The following is a 19,287-nucleotide window of genomic DNA, read 5'->3' as shown; positions in this document are numbered from 1 at the left end:
CGTTCATGAGCGCGGGTCAAAGGCATCGCGCAGCGCTTCGCCGATGAATACCAACAGAGAAAGAATCAGCGCCAGGGTGAAAAACGCGGTCAATCCGAGCCACGGCGCTTGCAGGTTCTGCTTGCCCTGACCGATCAACTCGCCCAGTGACGCGCTGCCGGCGGGCATGCCGAAGCCGAGGAAATCCAGCGCGGTCAGGGTGGAAATCGCCCCGGTCAGAATGAAAGGCAGGTAGCTCAGGGTCGCGTTCATCGCGTTGGGCAGGATGTGCCGGACAATCACTTTGCGATCACTCAAACCCAGAGCCCGCGCAGCCTTGACGTACTCGAGGTTGCGCCCGCGCAGAAACTCGGCGCGTACCACGTCCACCAGCGCCAGCCAGGAAAACAGCGCCATGATCCCCAGCAGCCACCAGAAGTTGGGCTCGACGAATCCCGAGAGAATGATCAGCAGGTAAAGCACCGGCAATCCCGACCAGACTTCCAGCAAACGCTGGCCGAGCAGATCGACCCAGCCCCCGTAATAACCCTGCAGGGCACCGGCCGCGATGCCGATCAGGGCGCTGACGAAAGTCAGCATCAGGGCGAACAGGATCGACACCCGCGCGCCGAAGATCACCCGAGCCAGTACGTCGCGCGCCTGATCGTCGGTGCCCAGCCAGTTGACCGAAGTCGGCGGGCTCGGTGCCGGTTTGTTGAGGTCGTAGTTCGGGGTGTCGTCACTGAACGGAATCGGCGGAAACAGCAGCCAGCCACCGTCCTTGCGGATCAGCTTCTGCACGTAATCGCTGCGGTAGTCGGCCTGGAACGGCAGTTGTCCGCCGAACTCCTGTTCGGTATGGCGCTTGAACACCGGGAAGTACCATTGGCCCTGATAACTGACGATCAGCGGCTTGTCGTTGGCGATCAATTCACCACCGAGACTGATCACGAACAGACCAATGAACAACCACAGCGACCACCAGCCCCGGCGGTTTTTCTTGAAGCGTTCGAAGCGGCGACGGCCCAGAGGCGAGAGCTTGAACATCAGGCATTCCTCGCGGCGAAGTCGATGCGCGGGTCGACCAGCGTGTAGCACAGGTCGCCGATCAGTTTTATCAGGAGGCCGAACAGGGTGAAGATGAACAGCGAACCGAACACCACCGGGTAGTCACGGGACACGGCGGCTTCGTAACTCATGCGCCCGAGGCCGTCGAGGGAGAAGATCACTTCGATCAGCAACGAACCGGCAAAGAACACGCTGATGAACGCCTGGGGAATGCCCGACACCACCAGCAGCATCGCGTTGCGGAACACGTGTCCATAGAGCACCCGGTTTTCGCTCAGGCCTTTGGCGCGCGCGGTGACCACGTATTGGCGGGTGATCTCATTGAGGAACGAGTTCTTGGTGAGGATGGTCAGGGTGGCAAAGCCGCCGATCACCAGCGCCGTGACAGGCAATACAAGGTGCCAGAAGTAGTCGGCGATCTTGCCCAGCGTCGACAGTGATTCGAAGTTGTCGGACACCAGGCCGCGCACCGGGAACCAGTTCAGCGAAGTGCCGCCGGCAAACACCACGATCAGGAACATCGCGAACAGGAATGCCGGCATGGCGTAGCCGATGATGATTGCCGTGCTGCTCCAGATATCGAAATGACTGCCGTGGTGCACGGCTTTGCGGATGCCCAACGGGATCGACACCAGATAGGTGATCAGGGTGGCCCATAGTCCGAGGGAGATGGTCACCGGCATTTTCTGCAGGATCAGGTCGGTGACCGTTGCGCCACGGAAGAAACTCTTGCCGAAATCCAGCTGCGCATAGTTCTTGAGCATCAGCCACAGGCGCTCGTGGGCCGGTTTGTCGAAGCCGTACTGCTTTTCGATGTCCTTGATCAGTTGCGGATCAAGGCCGCGACTGGCGCGGGACGTGCCGCTCATGGTTTCGCTCGCACCGCCGCCGACGCTGGCGCCGCCGATGCCTTGCAAGTGGGCGATGGCCTGTTCCACCGGGCCACCCGGCGCAGCCTGGATGATTACGAAGTTGACCAGCAGAATGATCACCAGCGTCGGAATGATCAGCAGCAGGCGCCGCAGTATGTAAGCCCACATCAGTGCGGCCCTCCGGGTCTGCCACGGCTGATTTTCTCGGCCGTCATCTGCTGGTTGGTCAGCGGTGTACTGCTGATTTCCCACCAGCTCTCGATCGCTTCGTCATTGCTCGCCTGCACGGTGGGAATGCCGAAACGGTTCCACCACACGGTCGACGTGCCCGGCGGGTAATAGTTGGGAATCCAGTAGTAGTTCCATTGCAGCACCCGGTCCAGCGCATGGGCATAACGCAACATGTCGGCCTGGGTCGAGGCGCGAATCAGGCCGTTGATCAAGGTGTCGACCGCCGGGTTCTTCAGCACCATGTAATTGTTGGCGCCCGGGTCGTTGGCCGACGCCGAACCGAAGTAGTTCAACAGTTCGCCGCCGGGGGAGGTGGTGACCGGGTAACCGGTGACGATCATGTCGTAGTCGCGGCTCATCAGGCGGTTGACGTATTGCGAGGAATCGATGCGACGGATGTCGAGGTTGATGCCGATCTGCTTCAGCGTGCGTTTGTATGGCAGCAGCAGGCGATCCATGCCGTTCTGGCTGACCAGGAAGGTGAAGCTCAAGGGTTCGCCACGGTCGTTGACCAACTGGTCGCCATCAGGTTTCCAGCCGGCCTGCTCCAGCAGCTCCAGCGCTTGCAGCTGTTTGTCGCGGATAAGGCCGCTGCCATCGGTCTTCGGGGCTTCGAAGACCTGGGTGAACACTTCGTCGGGAATCTGTCCGCGCAAGGGTTCGAGAATCTTCAGCTCGGCGGCATCCGGCAGCTTGCGGGCGGCCAGTTCGGTGTTGGAGAAGTAACTCTGCTGGCGGATGTACATGTTGCGCATCATCTGCCGGTTGCTCCACTCGAAATCCCAGAGCATGGCCAGTGCCTGGCGAACGCGGCGATCCTGAAACATCGGCTTTTGCAGATTGAACACAAAGCCCTGGGCCGACTGCGGCGCCTCGGTGGCCAGATGCGCCTTTTGCAGGCGACCGTCGCTCAGGGCCGGGCTGTCATAGCCGATGGAATAGCCAGTGGCGGAGAATTCACGGTTGTAGTCGTAGGCGCCACCACGCAAGACCTGGCGGGCGACGTCGGTGTCGCCGAAGTACTCGATGCTGAAGTGATCGAAGTTGTAGAGGCCACGGCTGACCGGCAGGTCCTTGCCCCACCAGTCGGGAATGCGTTCAAAGGTGATGCTGCGCCCGGAGTCGACCTTGCCGACTCGATACGGGCCGCTGCCCAGCGGCGGTTCATAGCCGCCACCGCCGGCAAAATCACGGGTTTTCCACCAATGTTCAGGAAATACCGGCAGGGTCGCGATGTCCAGCGGCAGGGTGCGGTTCTCGTTGCTCTTGAAATCGAAGCGCACAGTGAGTGGCGCTTCAACTTCGACGCCTTTGACGTCGGCGAACTGGGTGCGATAACGCAGGCTGCCCTGGGTCATCAGCAAGTCATAGGTGTAGCGAACGTCTTCGGCGGTGATCGGCTTGCCATCGGCAAAGCGGGCCTTGGGATTGATGAAGAAGCGCAGGGACAGGCCGTCATCCGAGCGTTCCATTTTTTGCGCCACCAGACCGTATACGGTGTAAGGCTCGTCGAGCGAGCGCTGGGCCAGCGGGGAGTACAGCAGGCCGTCGATCTGGCTGACGCCGATGCCTTTGTCGATATACGGCAGGACATGGTCGAAGTGGCCGATCTCGATGGCCGAGCGGCGCATCGTTCCGCCCTTGGGTGCCCGGGCGTTGGTGTAATCGAAGTGACTGAAGCCGGGCGGGTACTTTGCCGGTTCGCCATAAACGGTCATCGCATGCTGCGGTGCGGCGTCCACACCGGTGATCCCCAGCAGCAGGGTCACGGCAGTGAACATCAATGTCGGGAAAGCCAGTCGCATTGTCAGCCTTAAAGCCGGGTAATCGATAAGCGCAATTTGTACGCGAGCGGCGCGTCGTTCGCCAGCGGTGTGGTGTAATCGAAACAAAACGGCCCGCCATCAGGCGGGCCGTTGCGCAGCAGGTCGGGCTGAAATCAGTCCTGACGGCTGGTCACTTCCAGCAGGTGGTAGCCGAACTGGGTCTTCACCGGGCCTTGCACGACGTTGATCGGCGCGCTGAATACCACGGTGTCGAATTCCTTGACCATCTGGCCAGGACCGAACGAACCCAGGTCGCCGCCCTGACGGCTGGATGGGCAGGTGGAGTTGGCCTTGGCCACTTCGGCGAAGTCGGCGCCACCTTCGATCTGGGCCTTGAGTTCGTTGCACTTGGCTTCGCTGGAAACCAGGATGTGGCGGGCAGTGGCTTTAGCCATGGGGAAACACTCCAATCAAATCAGTAAAGGGGGGAGCCTACCGGATTCAGTGGCCGATTTCTCGGCAAAGTTCCATTCGCTCGTCTGATACCGGCCGCTATAGATTAGCCGCTTGCAGGCGCAAGGCGTGTTCGACATAGAGTTGGATCGGGTCACTCTCCGTGTTGCCCTGGCCGATGCCCCGACGCAGGCTGCGCAGATGGTCGAGCGGATAATCGGAACCGATCACGGTGCCGAGGTGGGAGCTGAAACGCCCGACGAATCCGTCGTTCTGCGCGGGCTCTGTAATGAAATATTCCGACAGGGCCAGGCAGATGCCCTGCACCGGGTCGAGGGGCTGCACAGTCAGCTTCGGCGCAACGCCACTCCACGAATAATAGTGAACGCCATCGACTCGCTCGGCGCCCTGGCCACCCCAGGTTTCGGGAAGGCCCTGCGGGTATTTGTCATTGAATTGGCCGACTCCTTCTGTCGTCAGTGCATTGAGTGCTGCCAGTGCATGGTGAGGCAGTTTTTTATGTCCGCTGAGCAAAGAAAGAAAGTCGGAAAACAACGTCGCAACATTCTGCGCCACGGTCTCCGGCAGACGGCCGGGGATCAGTGCCTGGCGCAGCAAGTCGGCCAGCTCCGAACCGTGGTTGGGCCCGCTGACCGAGGTCACGGAAGCGACCTTGTGTGGCGCAAGCGCTGCAGCGTATCGAGCGGACAACGCGCCCTGGCTGTGACCGATCAGGTTGACTTTTGTCGCGCCGGTACCTCGGAGCACAGCATCGATCTGCGAGAGCAATTGCTCGCCTCGCACTTCGTTGTCATGAACGGCCGATAAGTGCGGCACAAATACCTGAACGCCAGCGGCCTTGAGTGCCTGTTTGACGTCATGGAACAGTTCGAAAGAGCCAATGCGCTCGAATCCGAACAGACCATGCACCAACAGTACGGGATAGAGAGTTGTGGCGTTTCGTTGCATTTTTCGTCCTTGATCGCAGAGATTCATCGATGTTGTCTGCGTGCCACTCTAAAACAGTCGTTGCGCAGGCGATGCCTGAATACTCTTTCTAGTGCGGTGGAAACTGGATCAGAGTTCGTATGAATTTTCACTTTTGAATGAGATCCGGTTCTGAATATTTGGAGGGTTCCCGGCTTGTCGAGCGCGCTTTTCCAATTTTTGCCTACTTGCTTCAGTGCAGTTCACCCTGTCTCGCCGGGTGTCGGGCTGACATCGGGTGATCAATCAAGCGCATTAAAACCAGGCTCTCGTGAGCAGGTCTTGATTTCCAGAGAAGGGAGCAGCGAATGAACAGGACGAATCCCGCGCATTCAGGGAGGACACGTCGATGTTGAACATGGGCTCGCCCTCCGGGTTCATCACACACCGGAGGGCGGCTTGATTGTCAGGCTTGTTGTCGAATGCGTTGTGCGGCCCCGAGCAACAGACGTTCTGTTGCATCGAATCCAAGACAGCCGTCGGTCACCGAAACGCCATAGCGAAGCGATTCACTGAGTGCCTGACATCCCTCGAACAGATGCGACTCGAGCATCATGCCGATCAATGAGCGGTTACCTTGCAGCCGCTGTTCCAGCACATCGTTGAACACGCCCGGCTGGCGGAGCGGGTCCTTGCCGCTGTTGGCATGGCTGCAATCGACCATGATCCGGCTCGGAATTTTCAGGCGGTTCAACTCGGCGTTGATGATGGCAACGCTTTCGCGGTCGTAATTCGGCCCTTTGTGACCACCACGCAGCACCAGGTGGGTGTCCGGATTGCCCGAGGTCTGGATGATCGCCGGGTGACCCTGGCTGTCTACACCAAAATGGCGATGGGCATGGGCTGCCGAACGCATCGCATCAACGGCGACGGCCACGCCACCGTCAGTCCCGTTTTTGAAACCGACAGGCATGCTCAGCCCGCTGGCCATTTCCCGGTGGATCTGCGATTCAGTCGTGCGAGCGCCAATGGCAACCCAGCTCAGCAGGTCATCGAAGTACCCGGCCGCCATGGGCTGCAGCAACTCGGTGGCAATCGGCAGTCCCAGGCGGAGCATTTCCAGCATCAGTTCGCGCGACAGCGTGAGGCCTGTGGCCATGTCGTCGCTGCCATTGAGATGAGGGTCGTAGGCCAGGCCTTTCCAGCCAACGGTGGTGCGAGGTTTTTCGACGTAGGCACGCATCACGAGCAGCATGTCATCACGGACTTCTTCGGCCAGGCGCGAAAGTTTGCTGGCGTATTCAAGCGCGGACTCGGGGTCGTGGATCGAGCAGGGGCCGACGATTACCAGCAGGCGTGGATCACGGCCATCGAGAATCGCGCGGACCGCCTGGCGGTGGGCGACGACTTGCTGGTTCAGCGCATTGCTCAGGGGCAATTGCTGTTTGAGTTGCAGCGAACTCGGCAGACGCAGGGTCAATGCTTCGTTGGCAGGGTTCAGGGTGGACAGTGGCAGAGCAGAAACGGACGAGTTCATATTCAGTCTTCCTGGGCGGACGGCGGGTATTTCCCGCTCACTCGGCCCTACTGGGGTGTTCGACAATTGGCCGGATTGGCTACGTGTGTTGGCTTGCCACCTGTGGGTGACCGATCGGAGGCGGCAGGCTGTCCCGAGCGGAGGCTGGTAAATCGCCAGGCGGTAAAACTGTCGTAACGGTAATAAGTGGCGTAGTTCATTGGTTGAATCCTCAAAGTGTCTGATGTGTTGCTGAGAAAGTTCGGGCCTGAAAAAACAAAACCCCCGGTCGGGAGGCCGACCGGGGGTTGAGAAATCTCTGGTAGGCGACCCGTTCAAATGGGCGCCGTGTGGGTATCAGGCGCGCCAGTGGCTAAACCAATACCCAAAATAAAAGCTTGCAGGAGCGCAGGCGCCATTCACCCGGGCAGCCGCAACCGAGCGCGAGGCGCTGGCGGTACGAAGCTGTGAGAGGGTGTTGAGCATGAACTGTCTCCAAAGAATGCGCCGAGCTTACTAGAGGCTGCTGCGCGTCAGCAATCAGAAATTGCTATCGCAGGCACCCGAGAGACTCTATGGGTTGAGCGCCCGCCAGTGTATGACACACTCTGCTTCTGAACGTGTGCTCAAGAAAGGGTCATGAACTTGAAGAAGATCGAGGTCGGAATGAGTGTCGAGTTACGCCAGGCTACACCCGCCGACCTGTCGTTTGCGCGAGAACTGACTTGCCGAAACATGCTCCGCTACTACATTCACTATGACTTGCTGTGGCAGGACGAGGCGTTCGATGTCGCTTGGGCCGGGCGCGAAAACTGGTTGATCCTGCGTGACGGTGAACGGGTGGGATATTTCAGCCTGAGTCGTGATGCTCGGGCTGTGTATATCCGCGAATTGCAGATCGTCGAAAGCGCTCAAGGCCAGGGCGCGGGTTCCTGGGCGATCGATCAGGTTGTTGCGATGGCTCGACTGGAGCGACGCCCGGCGTTGCGCCTGACGGTGTTCAAAAACAACCCGGCGCAAAATCTGTATCTAAGAAAAGGAATGTTTGTGCAGGGCGAGGACGAGTGTTTCCTGCGGATGCAGCTCGATTTCAGTACACCTGTGCTCTGAAACCCACGGCTGGCAAGCCCTCGATGAAGACTTGAAACTTTTTATATGTCGCTTGCCGCTAGGTCTGCCCGGCACTTTTTGCTAAGGTGTCCGGCATCCCAATAAGACCATATCGCGAGGTGTCTGCTTGATTAGGGTGCTAGTGGTCGACGACCATGATCTCGTTCGTACAGGCATTACACGAATGCTGGCCGATATCGATGGCTTGCAGGTGGTAGGCCAGGCCGAGTCCGGGGAAGAATCCCTCATCAAGGCCCGTGAGTTGAAGCCTGACGTGGTGCTGATGGACGTCAAGATGCCGGGCATCGGCGGTCTCGAAGCCACACGCAAACTGTTGCGAAGTCATCCCGACATCAAAGTGGTCGCGGTCACCGTGTGTGAGGAAGATCCGTTTCCTACGCGGTTGTTGCAGGCCGGTGCGGCGGGGTATCTGACCAAGGGCGCCGGATTGCCGGAAATGGTTCAGGCCATTCGCCTGGTGTTTGCCGGGCAGCGCTATATCAGCCCTCAGATTGCCCAGCAACTGGCGATCAAATCCTTTCAGCCGACCAATGATTCACCGTTCGACGCGTTGTCGGAACGGGAAATCCAGATTGCGCTGATGATTGTCGGTTGTCAGAAGGTTCAGATCATTTCCGACAAATTGTGTTTGTCGCCGAAAACCGTGAACACTTACCGCTACCGCATTTTCGAGAAGCTCTCGATCAGCAGCGATGTCGAACTGACGCTGTTGGCGGTTCGACACGGCATGGTTGATGCCAGCCTTTGACCATGACTGAAGCATTCGATTCGGGCGCCTTTCTAGCAACCGTCAGCGGGCGCCCCGGCGTGTATCGCATGTTCGACAGCGATGCGCGTCTGTTGTACGTCGGTAAGGCGAAGAACCTCAAAAAGCGTCTGGCCAGCTACTTTCGCAAGACAGGCCTGGCGCCGAAAACCGCGGCCCTGGTCGGGCGTATCGCCCAGGTCGAAACCACCATCACGTCCAACGAGACAGAGGCGTTGCTGCTTGAGCAAACCCTGATCAAGGAGTGGCGGCCGCCGTACAACATTCTGTTGCGCGACGATAAATCCTACCCCTATGTCTTTCTGTCTGACGGGCAATTCCCGCGCCTGAGCATTCATCGCGGGGCCAAGAAGGCCAAGGGCAAATATTTCGGCCCTTATCCGAGCGCCGGGGCGATTCGCGAGAGCCTCAGCCTGTTGCAGAAGACGTTCTTCGTGCGTCAGTGCGAGGACAGTTATTACAAGAACCGGACCCGGCCATGCCTGCAATACCAGATCAAGCGTTGCAAGGCGCCCTGTGTCGGCTTGGTCGAGCCTGAGGTTTACGCCGAGGATGTGCGTCACTCGGTGATGTTTCTCGAAGGACGCAGCCATGCGTTGACCAATGAGCTGTCGACGGCGATGGAAGAGGCTGCAATCAACCTCGAGTTCGAACGCGCCGCCGAACTGCGCGACCAGATCGCCTTGCTGCGTCGGGTGCAAGATCAGCAGAGCATGGAAGGCGGCACGGGCGATATCGATGTGATCGCCGCGTTCGTCAACCCGGGCGGTGCCTGCGTCCACCTGATCAGCGTGCGGGGAGGGCGGGTACTTGGCAGCAAGAATTTCTTCCCCCAGGTCGGGATCGAAGAGGATGTGGCAGAGGTCATGGCCGCGTTCCTCGGGCAATACTTCATCAGCAGCCCTGAACGCGACTTGCCGAGCGAGTTGATCGTCAACGTCGTGCACGAAGATTTTCCTGCGCTGATCGAGGCCATTCAGGCGTTGCGCGGGCGTGAGTTGAGCATCAGTCATCGGGTTCGCGGCACGCGGGCGCGCTGGCAGCAACTGGCCGTGACCAATGCCGAACAGGCACTCGGCGCCAGGCTGGCAAACCGTCAACACGTTGCCGCACGTTTCGAAGCACTGGCAGAAGTGTTGAATCTCGATGAGCCGCCGCAACGGCTTGAGTGCTACGACATCAGCCACTCCAGCGGTGAAGCGACGGTGGCCTCCTGCGTGGTATTTGGCCCGGAAGGGGCGATCAAGTCCGATTACCGCCGCTACAACATCGAAGGCGTGACCGCAGGCGACGATTACGCCGCCATGCATCAGGCTCTGACCCGACGCTTCAGCAAGCTGAAGGAAGGCGAGGGCAAGTTGCCGGACATCCTGCTGGTGGACGGCGGCAAGGGACAGCTGTCGATGGCGCGTGATGTGCTCAACGAACTGGCTGTTCCGGATTTGATCTTGCTGGGGGTCGCAAAGGGTGCAACACGCAAGGCGGGATTCGAGACTTTGTATCTGAATGATGCTGCAAACGAGTTCACCTTGCGGGGTGATTCGCCGGCACTGCATCTGATTCAGCAGATCCGTGACGAAGCCCACCGCTTTGCAATCACTGGCCACCGTGCACGGCGCGGCAAGACCCGCCGCACCTCCACGCTGGAAGGCGTTGCGGGCGTCGGGCCGACCCGGCGTCGGGACTTGTTGAAACATTTTGGTGGATTGCAGGAGCTGTCTCGTGCAAGCATCGAAGAGATCGCCAAAGCACCGGGGATCAGCAAAAAGCTAGCAGAGTCGATTTATGCAAACCTGCATAGTGAGTAGAATGCCCATTCACCTCGTAGCCAGTTGTGCCGATGAATATCCCTAATCTGATTACCGTTCTCCGCGTCCTGCTCATCCCGATCTTCATTCTGTTGTTCTACCTGCCTTACCAATGGAGCTATCTGGCCTCAAGTTCGGTATTCGCTTTCGCGGCGGCAACGGATTGGCTCGACGGCTATCTCGCGCGACGCCTGGAGCAAAGCACGCCGTTTGGAGCGTTTCTGGATCCTGTCGCTGACAAACTGATGGTTGCTGTTGCCTTGGTGTTGCTGGTGCAAGAACATGGCAACCTATGGCTCACTTTACCGGCCGCTGTCATCATCGGTCGCGAGATCGTTGTCTCGGCGCTGCGTGAGTGGATGGCCGAACTCGGTGCCCGGGCCCATGTAGCCGTATCGAATCTGGGCAAGTGGAAAACTGCTGCGCAGATGCTCGCACTGGTGATCCTCCTGGCAAACCCCAAGGATTTCAGTTTCTGGGTTTTCATCGGTTATGCGTTGCTGATGGTCTCGGCAGGTCTGACCTTGTGGTCGATGGTTCAATACCTTCGGGCTGCCTGGCCACATCTGAAGACCGATGTTGAAAAGAAATAAAACTTTTTTGAATCAAAGGGTTGACGGGGCATCTGGAATCTATAGAATGCGCCACACCAAGCGGGAATAGCTCAGTTGGTAGAGCACGACCTTGCCAAGGTCGGGGTCGCGAGTTCGAGTCTCGTTTCCCGCTCCAAGTTTGTACAGCGTTTGTTGTTGCGCTACTGACAGCAAATGTTTTGAGGCCGAGTAGCAAAATGGTTATGCAGCGGATTGCAAATCCGCCTACGCCGGTTCGATTCCGACCTCGGCCTCCACTATAAACAAGCTCCGTAGATCCATGATTTACGGAGCTTTTTTATTTGCGTTGCACTGAAAGATTTAGTCTTTGAAACGACAACTGCAAACTTGCTTCACCGGGAAGTGATGTATATATTTCCCCCTCTGTCACCGATGCACAGTTCCTGTCAGGACTGTGAATCGTCATCAGAATAAAGCAACACCGCGCTACCGCCCGAATGGCGAAACTGGTAGACGCATGGGACTTAAAATCCCCCGCTCGTAAGGGCGTGCCGGTTCGATTCCGGCTTCGGGCACCATGAATATCAAGGACTTGCATGAGATATCTCATGCAAGTCCTTAGTTCTTTTTTCCGCAATCAAAAAATCTTTTCCGCAATTCGTGACCGTCAGTCACTTCGTGGGGGGTAGCCTTCATTCCCTTGCGCATTCGAATGTACTGTTCTGTCATCCCAACGGTTGTATCCTAGCTGGTCTCTAGCTTCTCGAATGCTCCCTGTTGACTCCTCCTTATCCGTCGCCGCTTTTGCTCTTAGGTCGCGCATCTGAAATTCTGCTTATGGAATCCCGGCTGCTTCCCTCCAGTGATGACTTTGGATTCGCACTCGACGAGTGCTAACGAAGCGTTGATTGGAGTTAATCGATTGACGAGTTTAGTGCTGTTGGATAGAGGTAGAAATTATTCATTCCATTAGTCCACTGGTTCCCCGCTTCAGCCGTGTCTTCACGCGTTTCTGACGGACTAGCGTGTTTCTTCCAGCATAGGGGCGCGTCCGCGATACTCCTCACCCAATAACGCTCCGTTCAGGAACATCTGCTCAAGTATTCGTGCCGAGTCAGTGTTGGCGGCGCGCCTGCGGTGTTCGGCATCCACCAGCCCGTAGATCAGCGAAATGAACAGCTCGGTCAGGATCGCCGCTGTGATATCGATACGAAACAACCCGGCGTGCTGGCCTTTAAGAAAGAAGCTGTCCAGAGCCTCCAAATAAAACAGCCAGCGCTTGCCGCCCTGTTCCAGATCGAGGAAGTCAGGGCGATATTGCGCCATCAAGAAGGCTAATAGCTCCCGATGATCCAAATGGCCTCGGATCAATCGACGCAGCGCGTCCAGCGGCTCCCGTTCCAGCAAGCCGGCGCTGCGAATAATCAAATTTAGCGTGCCTTCGGCGTGATCCTCCAGTCGCAGTACCAAGTTCTCTCGCGTGCCGCAGTAGCGGTGCAGAGTGGCCTTGCTCACACCTGCCAGTTGCGCCAGTTGCTTCATCGTCGCCCGCGGCCGGTTGGCCACGGCCAGGGTCAACGACTTGAGCAGTTTTTCATCATGGAAAATTAAGTTCATTAGAGGCCTTGAGCGGCGCTTATATACGACTCATATAAAGTTCACATGAGTCAAAGTTGACTCATAATGGTTTGAAACGTAGCATTCGCGCCAAATTCGATCAAGCCTTGGGTGAGTTATGGGCAATTTGCGTGCGGTAGGGATGGCGAGTTCGTTGGCACTCGCCATTGCGTTGGGTGGATGTGGACCGACTGAGGAACAGGCAGCGAGCAGTGCTGAAGTGGCCCGTCCGGTAGAAGTGCTGGCGGTGAAGACTGAAGCGTTGGCGCTCTCTTCGGAACTGCCGGGCCGGGTGGAACCGATGCGCGTCGCAGAAGTGCGTGCCCGGGTGCCGGGCATCGTGATGCAGAAGCGTTTTGAAGAGGGCGCTGACGTCAAGGTCGGGGATCTGCTGTTCCAGATCGACCCGGCACCGCTCAAGGCGGCGTTGTCCCGGGCTGAAAGTGAACTGGCTCGCACCAAGTCCGTTGCACTTGAGGCGCAGGCTCGGGTCAAGCGCTATGAGCCGCTGGTGAAGATCGAGGCGGTCAGCCAGCAGGATTTCGACAGCGCCATGGCTGATTTGCGCAGCGCTCAGGCGGCGACCCGTTCAGCCCAGGCCGATTTGCAGACGGCACGGCTTAACCTCGGTTATGCCTCGGTGACGGCGCCGATTTCCGGTCGTGTCGGTCGGGCGCTGGTGACCGAAGGTGCGCTGGTCGGGCAGGGGGATGCAACCTTGATGGCGCGCATTCAGCAGCTGGATCCGGTGTACGTCGACTTCACGCAATCGGCTGCCGAAGCACTGCGTCTGCGTGAATCGCTCAAGGACGGAAAACTCTCCGCCGACGACAACACGGCGTTGTCGGTTCGGGTCGAGGGCACCGCGTACGAGCGTCAGGGGGCGCTGATGTTTACCGACGTGGCGGTGGATCGCGGCACCGGGCAGGTGTCGTTGCGCGGCAAATTCGCTAATACCGACGGCGTGCTGTTGCCGGGCATGTTTGTGCGTGTGCGCACGCCGCAGGGCACCGACAGTCAGGCGATTCTCGTGCCGCAGCGCTCGGTGCAGCGCGGCAGCGATGGCAGCGCCCAGGTGCTGGTGGTCGGCACCGATGATCGGGTCGAGGCACGCACTGTCGTGACCGGTGCCATGCAGGATTCGCGCTGGCAGATCAGTGAGGGCCTGAAGGCCGGCGATCAGGTGATCGTCGGCGGTCTGGCCGGCCTGCAACCGGGGACCAAGGTCGTTGCGGGTCAATCCCCGGCCCTGGCTCAGTCGCCTGAGTCGAAACAGTAAGGGCGCCGTTGTCACGAGGATTTTCCGATGTCCAAGTTTTTCATCAAACGCCCGAACTTTGCCTGGGTGGTGGCGTTGTTCATCTCCCTGGCCGGTCTGCTGGTCATTCCGATGCTGCCGGTGGCGCAGTATCCCGACGTTGCGCCGCCCCAGATCAAGGTGACGGCGACCTATCCCGGTGCCTCGGCCAAGGTGCTGGTGGATTCGGTCACCAGCGTGATCGAAGAGTCGCTCAACGGTGCGAAGAACCTGTTGTATTTCGAGTCGACCAACAACTCCAACGGCATCGCCGAGATCGTGGTGACGTTCCAGCCCGGCACCGATCCGCAACTTGCCCAGGTCGATGTGCAAAACCGCCTGAAAAAGGCCGAGGCGCGCATGCCGCAAGCGGTGCTCACTCAGGGCCTTGAGGTGGAACAGACCAGCGCCGGTTTCCTGCTGATCTATGCGCTCAGCTACAAGGAAGGTAGTCAGCACAGTGATACGACTGCATTGGGCGACTACGCCGCGCGCAACATCAACAACGAACTGCGCCGGGTGCCGGGTGTCGGCAAACTGCAGTTCTTCTCGTCCGAAGCCGCCATGCGGGTCTGGATCGATCCGCAGAAACTGGTGGGCTACGGCTTGTCCATCGAGGACGTCAACAATGCTATCCGGGGGCAGAACGTGCAGGTGCCGGCGGGCAGCTTCGGCAGCACGCCGAGCAGCAGTCAGCAGGAACTGACCGCGACGCTGGCGGTAAAGGGCACGCTGGATAATCCGCAAGAATTCGGTCGCATCGTCCTGCGCGCGAACGAATATGGCTCGACGCTCAAACTGGGCGACGTCGCCCGTGTGGAAGTTGGCCAGGAAAGCTACAACTTCAACTCGCGTCTGAATGGCAAACCGGCGGTGGCAGCCGCGATTCAGCTATCCCCGGGTGCCAACGCGATCCAGACGGCCAGTGCGGTCAAGGAGCGCCTGGCGGAACTGTCGGCGTACTTCCCTTCGGACGTTGAATATTCCGTGCCTTACGACACGTCGCGTTTTGTCGATGTGGCCATCGAGAAGGTGATTCACACCCTGATCGAGGCAATGGTGCTGGTGTTCCTGGTGATGCTCCTGTTCCTGCAGAACATCCGTTACACGCTGATTCCGTCGATTGTGGTGCCGGTGTGTCTGCTCGGCACGCTGGTGATGATGTACCTGCTGGGCTTCTCGGTGAACATGATGACCATGTTCGGCATGGTGCTCGCAATCGGCATTTTGGTGGACGATGCCATCGTGGTGGTGGAGAACGTCGAGCGGATAATGGCCGAAGAAGGCTTGTCGCCGGTCGACGCCACGGTGAAGGCCATGGGTCAGGTCTCGGGCGCGATCATCGGCATCACCCTGGTGCTGTCGGCAGTGTTCATGCCGCTGGCGTTCATGTCCGGTTCGGTGGGGGTGATTTACCAGCAGTTTTCGGTGTCGCTGGCGGTGTCGATCCTGTTCTCGGGCTTCCTCGCGCTGACCTTCACGCCGGCCCTGTGCGCCACGCTGCTCAAGCCGATCCCTCAGGGGCATCATGAAAAACGTGGTTTCTTTGGTGCCTTCAACCGTGGGTTCGCCCGGCTCACCGAGCGTTATTCGATCCTGAACAACGGGCTGGTCGCCCGTGCCGGACGGATGATGCTGGTGTACGCGGGCATTATTGCGGGGCTCGGTTACTTCTACCTGCGCTTGCCGGAGTCCTTCGTGCCGGTGGAGGACCAGGGTTACATGATTGTCGACGTGCAGTTGCCGCCGGGCGCGACCCGCACCCGTACCGAGGCAACTGGCGAACAGTTGGAGCGCTTCCTCGCTTCCCGTGACGCGGTGCAATCGACTTTCCTGGTTTCGGGCTTCAGCTTCTCGGGCATGGGTGACAACGCGGCGCTGGCCTTCCCGGTGTTCAAGGACTGGTCGCTGCGGGGTGAAGATCAATCGGCCATGGCGGAAGTCATGGCACTCAACGAGCAGTTTGCCGTGACCAACGACGGCGCCGTGATGGCCGTGCCGCCGCCCCCGATCGATGGCCTGGGCAACTCCGGCGGTTTTGCGCTGCGTCTGCAGGATCGTGCTGGTCTGGGCCGCGAAGCCTTGATCGCCGCCCGTGACCAGTTGCTCGGACAGGCTAACGGTAACCCGAAAATCCTTTACGCGATGATGGAAGGTCTGGCCGAGTCGCCGCAATTGCGGGTGGTGATCGACCGTGACAAGGCCCGCACCTTGGGCGTGAGTTTCGAATCGATCAGCGGGGCATTGTCCGCCGCGTTCGGTTCGGAGGTGATCAACGACTTCACCAACGCCGGCCGCCAGCAGCGCGTCGTGGTGCAGGCCGAGCAGGGCGACCGGATGACCCCGGAAAGCGTGCTCAAACTGTACGTTCACAACAGCGCCGGCAATCTGGTTCCGTTGAGCGCCTTCGTCACCACCCATTGGGAAGAAGGGCCGGTGCAACTGGTGCGCTACAACGGTTATCCGTCGATTCGCATCGTCGGTGACGCCGGGCCGGGTTACAGCACCGGTGAAGCCATGGCGGAAATGGAGCGTCTGGCCGCGCAACTGCCGGCCGGTTTCAGCTACGAATGGACGGGGCTTTCGTATCAGGAGAAGGTCTCCAGCGGTCAGGCAACGCAACTCTTCGCGTTGGCGATCCTGGTGGTGTTCCTGTTGCTGGTGGCGTTGTACGAAAGCTGGGCCATTCCGCTGACCGTGATGCTGATCGTGCCGATCGGCGCCATCGGTGCGGTGCTGGCGGTGATGGTCGTCGGCATGCCCAACGACGTGTACTTCAAGGTGGGGCTGATCACCATCATCGGTCTGGCGGCGAAGAACGCGATCCTCATCGTCGAGTTCGCCAAGGAACTGTGGGAGAAGGGCTACAGCCTGCGTGATGCCGCCATCGAGGCCGCACGCCTGCGTTTCCGGCCCATCGTGATGACCTCCATGGCGTTCATTCTCGGTGTCGTGCCGCTGGCCATCGCCACGGGTGCCGGCGCGGCGAGTCAGCGCGCCATCGGTACCGGCGTGATTGGCGGCATGCTCAGTGCGACGCTGCTGGGTGTGCTGTTCGTACCGATCTGTTTTGTCTGGGTGCTGTCGCGGTTGCGCAGCAAACCGGCACCCATTGAACAACCCGCTTTGGCTCAGGAGTGACACATGCGTATTTCAGCTTTCTCTACGCTGGTGATCGCCCTGATGCTGGGCGGCTGCTCGCTGGCACCGACTTATGAGCGTCCCGTTGCACCGGTGGCGGATCACTGGGCGGGAGAGTCGACGAAGCAAGGCAGTCCGATCAATCAACTGGCGTGGCAGACGTTTATTGTCGATCCCGATCTGCACCGACTGGTGACCATCGCGCTGGACAACAACCGCTCGTTGCGCCAGACGCTGCTGGACATTGAACAGGCCCGGGCGCAATACCGCATTCAGCGGGCCGACCAGGTTCCGGGCTTGAATGCCAATGCCTCCGGCAATCGTCAGCGTTTGCCGGCGGATCTGGCCAGCGATGGCCGGGCAGGGGTTGCCAGCAACTATCAGGTGGGCGTTGCGCTGCCGGAATATGAGCTGGATCTGTTCGGCCGGGTGAAGAGCCTCACTGATTCTGCGTTGCAGGAATACCTGGCGACTGAAGAAGCCGCCCGTGCGGCGCAGATCGCCCTGATCGCCGAAGTCAGTCAGGCTTATCTGGTTCACGATGGCGCCCAGCGTCGTCTGGAGCTGACCCAGCAAACGCTGATTAGCCGCGAATATTCGTTCGCCCTGATCAGCCAGCGCCGTTCGAACGGTACCGCCACTGCGCTGGACTATCAGGAAGCGTTGGGGCTGGTGGAACAATCGCGGGCCGAGCAGGAGAGCAATCTTCGACAGAAACAGCAGGCCTTCAACGCGCTGGTGCTGTTGCTCGGCACCAGGGATGCGGCGAAGTCGATTCCTGAGAAATTGTCGAGTGAGCCAATGCTGGTGCAGGACATCGCCCCGGACACCCCATCCGCCCTGATCGAGCGCCGGCCCGACATTCTCGCCGCCGAGCATCGCTTGCAGGCGCGCAATGCCGACATCGGCGCTGCACGAGCGGCGTTCTTCCCGCGCATCAGCCTGACTGGCAGTTTCGGTACGTCCAGTGCGCAAATGTCCGGTCTGTTCGACGGCGGCTCGCGGTCCTGGAGTTTTGTGCCGAACCTGTCGCTGCCGTTGTTCGATGGCGGGCGCAACCGTGCCGGCTTGAGTCTGGCCGAAGCCAGCAAGGACTCGGCGGTGGCGGCTTATGAAAGGACGGTACAAACGGCGTTTCGCGAAGTGGCCGATGCACTGGCCGCCACCGACACCTTGCGTCGGGAAGAGGCAGCCCGGCGCGCCCTTGCCAACACCAGCAGCGAGACCCTGAAACTGGCCAAGGCGCGCTATGAAGGTGGCATCGACAGCCATCTGCGCTACCTCGATGCCCAGCGCACTAGCTTCGTCAACGAGACGGCGTTTATCGAAGTCAGCACTCAGCGGCAGATTGCGCTGATCGATTTGTTCCGCTCGCTGGGTGGCGGCTGGTCTTCCGACAAGTCCTGAAACAGCTCCTTTGGGTTGGCGCGTCCAGCCATTGAGCCCCGTGTACCGATAGGTCACGGGGCCTTTTTTTGTCAAATGCAGCGTTATCGAGGACAGACGGGATTGGCAGCGCCATGCAGAAACATCTGTTCCACGACGTTGGCCGAGTTGGCACTGGCGGCACGTCCACGGCGTTCGGCGTCGACCATGGCGAAGATCATGGTCAGGAACAGCTCGGTAAAGACCGCGGCGGTGATATCGATACGAAACGCGCCCAGTTGCTGGCCGCGCAGGAAGAAGGCATCGAGGGCATCGAGGTAGAACTGCCAGCGTTTACCTTCGTCGGTGTCGGTGAGCGTGTCCGGGCGATACTGAAAGAGCAGGAACACCAGCATTTCACGGTGCGCCAGATGCTCGTTGACTAGACTGCGCAAAGCTTGCACGGGATCGCCCTGCAACAGGTCGGTGGACGTGGTGATCTGGTTCAGCACGGTCTCACCGTGGCCTTCCATGATCTGCACCAGATTGTCACGTGTACCGCAAAAGCGGTGAAGCGTCGCTTTGCTCACTCCCGCGGCTTCAGCCAGTTCCTTGAGCGTGGCCCGCGGGCGATCAACGATGGCCAGTGCCAGCGCCTTGATGAGTCGTTCATCCTGAGAAGTCATGGGCGTCAGTCTCTTATTTAATTTCAATGTCGGGAATTGTGCAGAAAAAGCTCTTTACTGCAACGAAAACCTCAAAACTAATGAAATTACTTCATCTGAGACATATTTAG

Annotated in this window: 15 protein-coding genes, 3 tRNA genes and 1 pseudogene; 10 read left to right on the top strand and 9 right to left on the bottom strand. The window is 59.3% G+C overall.

All coding sequences use genetic code 11. From position 1 onward, the window contains the following. Window positions 1-3: 3 nt before the first annotated feature. From AC1MDC_RS01050 to AC1MDC_RS01025, 6 genes are all read right to left on the bottom strand, one after another. Entirely contained in the window at window positions 4-1,026 is a 1,023-nt protein-coding gene (locus AC1MDC_RS01050) for an ABC transporter permease (RefSeq protein WP_085683860.1), read from the bottom strand. Further along, window positions 1,026-2,087, bottom strand: a complete 1,062-nt coding sequence (locus tag AC1MDC_RS01045) for a microcin C ABC transporter permease YejB (RefSeq protein WP_085683859.1) — start codon at window positions 2,085-2,087, stop codon at window positions 1,026-1,028. The genes AC1MDC_RS01050 and AC1MDC_RS01045 overlap by 1 nt, the downstream gene beginning before the upstream one ends. Further along, window positions 2,087-3,955 (bottom strand): extracellular solute-binding protein, encoded by a 1,869-nt coding sequence (locus AC1MDC_RS01040; protein WP_480392303.1) that lies wholly within the window; start codon window positions 3,953-3,955, stop codon window positions 2,087-2,089. Before AC1MDC_RS01040 ends, AC1MDC_RS01045 begins: the two co-directional genes overlap by 1 nt. Before the next feature lie 134 nt (window positions 3,956-4,089). Further along, window positions 4,090-4,371 carry a peptidylprolyl isomerase gene (locus tag AC1MDC_RS01035; RefSeq protein WP_007952068.1) on the bottom strand — a complete coding sequence of 94 codons (282 nt, stop codon included), beginning with the start codon at window positions 4,369-4,371 and terminating at the stop codon, window positions 4,090-4,092. Between the two features lie 97 nt (window positions 4,372-4,468). Further along, a complete protein-coding gene (locus tag AC1MDC_RS01030) occupies window positions 4,469-5,338 on the bottom strand; it encodes an esterase/lipase family protein (protein WP_085701922.1) in 870 nt (289 codons plus the stop codon). 424 nt (window positions 5,339-5,762) lie between these two features. After that, on the bottom strand, window positions 5,763-6,833 hold the full coding sequence (locus tag AC1MDC_RS01025; protein WP_480392302.1) for a 3-deoxy-7-phosphoheptulonate synthase: 1,071 nt from the start codon (window positions 6,831-6,833) through the stop codon (window positions 5,763-5,765). A gap of 645 nt (window positions 6,834-7,478) precedes the next feature. Here AC1MDC_RS01025 and AC1MDC_RS01020 point away from each other — a divergent pair. From AC1MDC_RS01020 to AC1MDC_RS00990, 7 genes are all read left to right on the top strand, one after another. Then, complete coding sequence (locus AC1MDC_RS01020) at window positions 7,479-7,922, top strand: GNAT family N-acetyltransferase (protein ID WP_085696436.1); 444 nt, start codon at window positions 7,479-7,481, stop codon at window positions 7,920-7,922. A 127-nt stretch (window positions 7,923-8,049) separates the two neighbouring features. Further along, entirely contained in the window at window positions 8,050-8,691 is a 642-nt protein-coding gene (gene gacA / locus AC1MDC_RS01015; protein ID WP_032829778.1) for a response regulator transcription factor GacA, read from the top strand. Between the two features lie 2 nt (window positions 8,692-8,693). Next, on the top strand, window positions 8,694-10,517 hold the full coding sequence (uvrC, locus tag AC1MDC_RS01010) for an excinuclease ABC subunit UvrC (protein ID WP_085701924.1): 1,824 nt from the start codon (window positions 8,694-8,696) through the stop codon (window positions 10,515-10,517). A 32-nt stretch (window positions 10,518-10,549) separates the two neighbouring features. Then, a complete protein-coding gene (gene pgsA, locus AC1MDC_RS01005; RefSeq protein WP_085695967.1) occupies window positions 10,550-11,110 on the top strand; it encodes a CDP-diacylglycerol--glycerol-3-phosphate 3-phosphatidyltransferase in 561 nt (186 codons plus the stop codon). Between the two features lie 60 nt (window positions 11,111-11,170). After that, window positions 11,171-11,246, top strand: a tRNA-Gly gene (locus AC1MDC_RS01000). Window positions 11,247-11,293: 47 nt separating this feature from the next. Beyond that, window positions 11,294-11,367 (top strand) — tRNA-Cys (locus AC1MDC_RS00995). A gap of 195 nt (window positions 11,368-11,562) precedes the next feature. After that, window positions 11,563-11,649, top strand: a tRNA-Leu gene (locus AC1MDC_RS00990). A 40-nt stretch (window positions 11,650-11,689) separates the two neighbouring features. Here AC1MDC_RS00990 and AC1MDC_RS00985 read toward each other — a convergent pair. Both AC1MDC_RS00985 and AC1MDC_RS00980 read right to left on the bottom strand, forming a co-directional pair. Next, a pseudogene (locus tag AC1MDC_RS00985) lies at window positions 11,690-11,930 on the bottom strand (hypothetical protein); the annotation flags it as partial. 161 nt (window positions 11,931-12,091) lie between these two features. Then, on the bottom strand, window positions 12,092-12,688 hold the full coding sequence (locus AC1MDC_RS00980) for a TetR/AcrR family transcriptional regulator (RefSeq protein WP_480392301.1): 597 nt from the start codon (window positions 12,686-12,688) through the stop codon (window positions 12,092-12,094). A gap of 118 nt (window positions 12,689-12,806) precedes the next feature. Between AC1MDC_RS00980 and AC1MDC_RS00975 the strand changes: the two genes are divergently transcribed. From AC1MDC_RS00975 to AC1MDC_RS00965, 3 genes are read left to right on the top strand one after another with little or no spacing between them, the layout of a single operon-like run. After that, complete coding sequence (locus tag AC1MDC_RS00975) at window positions 12,807-13,967, top strand: MexC family multidrug efflux RND transporter periplasmic adaptor subunit (protein WP_480392300.1); 1,161 nt, start codon at window positions 12,807-12,809, stop codon at window positions 13,965-13,967. A gap of 27 nt (window positions 13,968-13,994) precedes the next feature. Further along, window positions 13,995-17,126: a multidrug efflux RND transporter permease subunit gene (locus AC1MDC_RS00970; protein ID WP_480392299.1), complete on the top strand. Its 3,132-nt coding sequence runs from the start codon at window positions 13,995-13,997 to the stop codon at window positions 17,124-17,126. Between the two features lie 3 nt (window positions 17,127-17,129). Further along, a complete protein-coding gene (locus AC1MDC_RS00965; RefSeq protein WP_085695971.1) occupies window positions 17,130-18,533 on the top strand; it encodes an efflux transporter outer membrane subunit in 1,404 nt (467 codons plus the stop codon). Window positions 18,534-18,616: 83 nt separating this feature from the next. On the opposite strand, the gene AC1MDC_RS00960 is transcribed toward AC1MDC_RS00965, so the two are convergent. Beyond that, window positions 18,617-19,177 (bottom strand): TetR/AcrR family transcriptional regulator, encoded by a 561-nt coding sequence (locus AC1MDC_RS00960; protein WP_170929676.1) that lies wholly within the window; start codon window positions 19,175-19,177, stop codon window positions 18,617-18,619. Window positions 19,178-19,287: the final 110 nt, after the last annotated feature.

The sequence above is a fragment of the Pseudomonas sp. 1 genome (assembly GCF_056626735.1).
Note: the sequence above shows the minus strand (reverse complement) of the source record. Positions and strands in the feature narration are given on the sequence as shown.

Bases quoted from the DNA above. Each gene is read 5' to 3' on its own strand.
- AC1MDC_RS01050 (WP_085683860.1), bottom strand. From the start codon at position 1,026: ATGTTCAAGCTCTCGCCTCTGGGCCGTCGCCGCTTCGAACGCTTCAAG.
- AC1MDC_RS01045 (WP_085683859.1), bottom strand. From the start codon at position 2,087: ATGTGGGCTTACATACTGCGGCGCCTGCTGCTGATCATTCCGACGCTG.
- AC1MDC_RS01040 (WP_480392303.1), bottom strand. From the start codon at position 3,955: ATGCGACTGGCTTTCCCGACATTGATGTTCACTGCCGTGACCCTGCTG.
- AC1MDC_RS01035 (WP_007952068.1), bottom strand. From the start codon at position 4,371: ATGGCTAAAGCCACTGCCCGCCACATCCTGGTTTCCAGCGAAGCCAAG.
- AC1MDC_RS01030 (WP_085701922.1), bottom strand. From the start codon at position 5,338: ATGCAACGAAACGCCACAACTCTCTATCCCGTACTGTTGGTGCATGGT.
- AC1MDC_RS01025 (WP_480392302.1), bottom strand. From the start codon at position 6,833: ATGAACTCGTCCGTTTCTGCTCTGCCACTGTCCACCCTGAACCCTGCC.
- AC1MDC_RS01020 (WP_085696436.1), top strand. From the start codon at position 7,479: ATGAGTGTCGAGTTACGCCAGGCTACACCCGCCGACCTGTCGTTTGCG.
- uvrC (WP_085701924.1), top strand. From the start codon at position 8,694: ATGACTGAAGCATTCGATTCGGGCGCCTTTCTAGCAACCGTCAGCGGG.
- pgsA (WP_085695967.1), top strand. From the start codon at position 10,550: ATGAATATCCCTAATCTGATTACCGTTCTCCGCGTCCTGCTCATCCCG.
- AC1MDC_RS00980 (WP_480392301.1), bottom strand. From the start codon at position 12,688: ATGAACTTAATTTTCCATGATGAAAAACTGCTCAAGTCGTTGACCCTG.
- AC1MDC_RS00975 (WP_480392300.1), top strand. From the start codon at position 12,807: ATGGGCAATTTGCGTGCGGTAGGGATGGCGAGTTCGTTGGCACTCGCC.
- AC1MDC_RS00970 (WP_480392299.1), top strand. From the start codon at position 13,995: ATGTCCAAGTTTTTCATCAAACGCCCGAACTTTGCCTGGGTGGTGGCG.
- AC1MDC_RS00965 (WP_085695971.1), top strand. From the start codon at position 17,130: ATGCGTATTTCAGCTTTCTCTACGCTGGTGATCGCCCTGATGCTGGGC.
- AC1MDC_RS00960 (WP_170929676.1), bottom strand. From the start codon at position 19,177: ATGACTTCTCAGGATGAACGACTCATCAAGGCGCTGGCACTGGCCATC.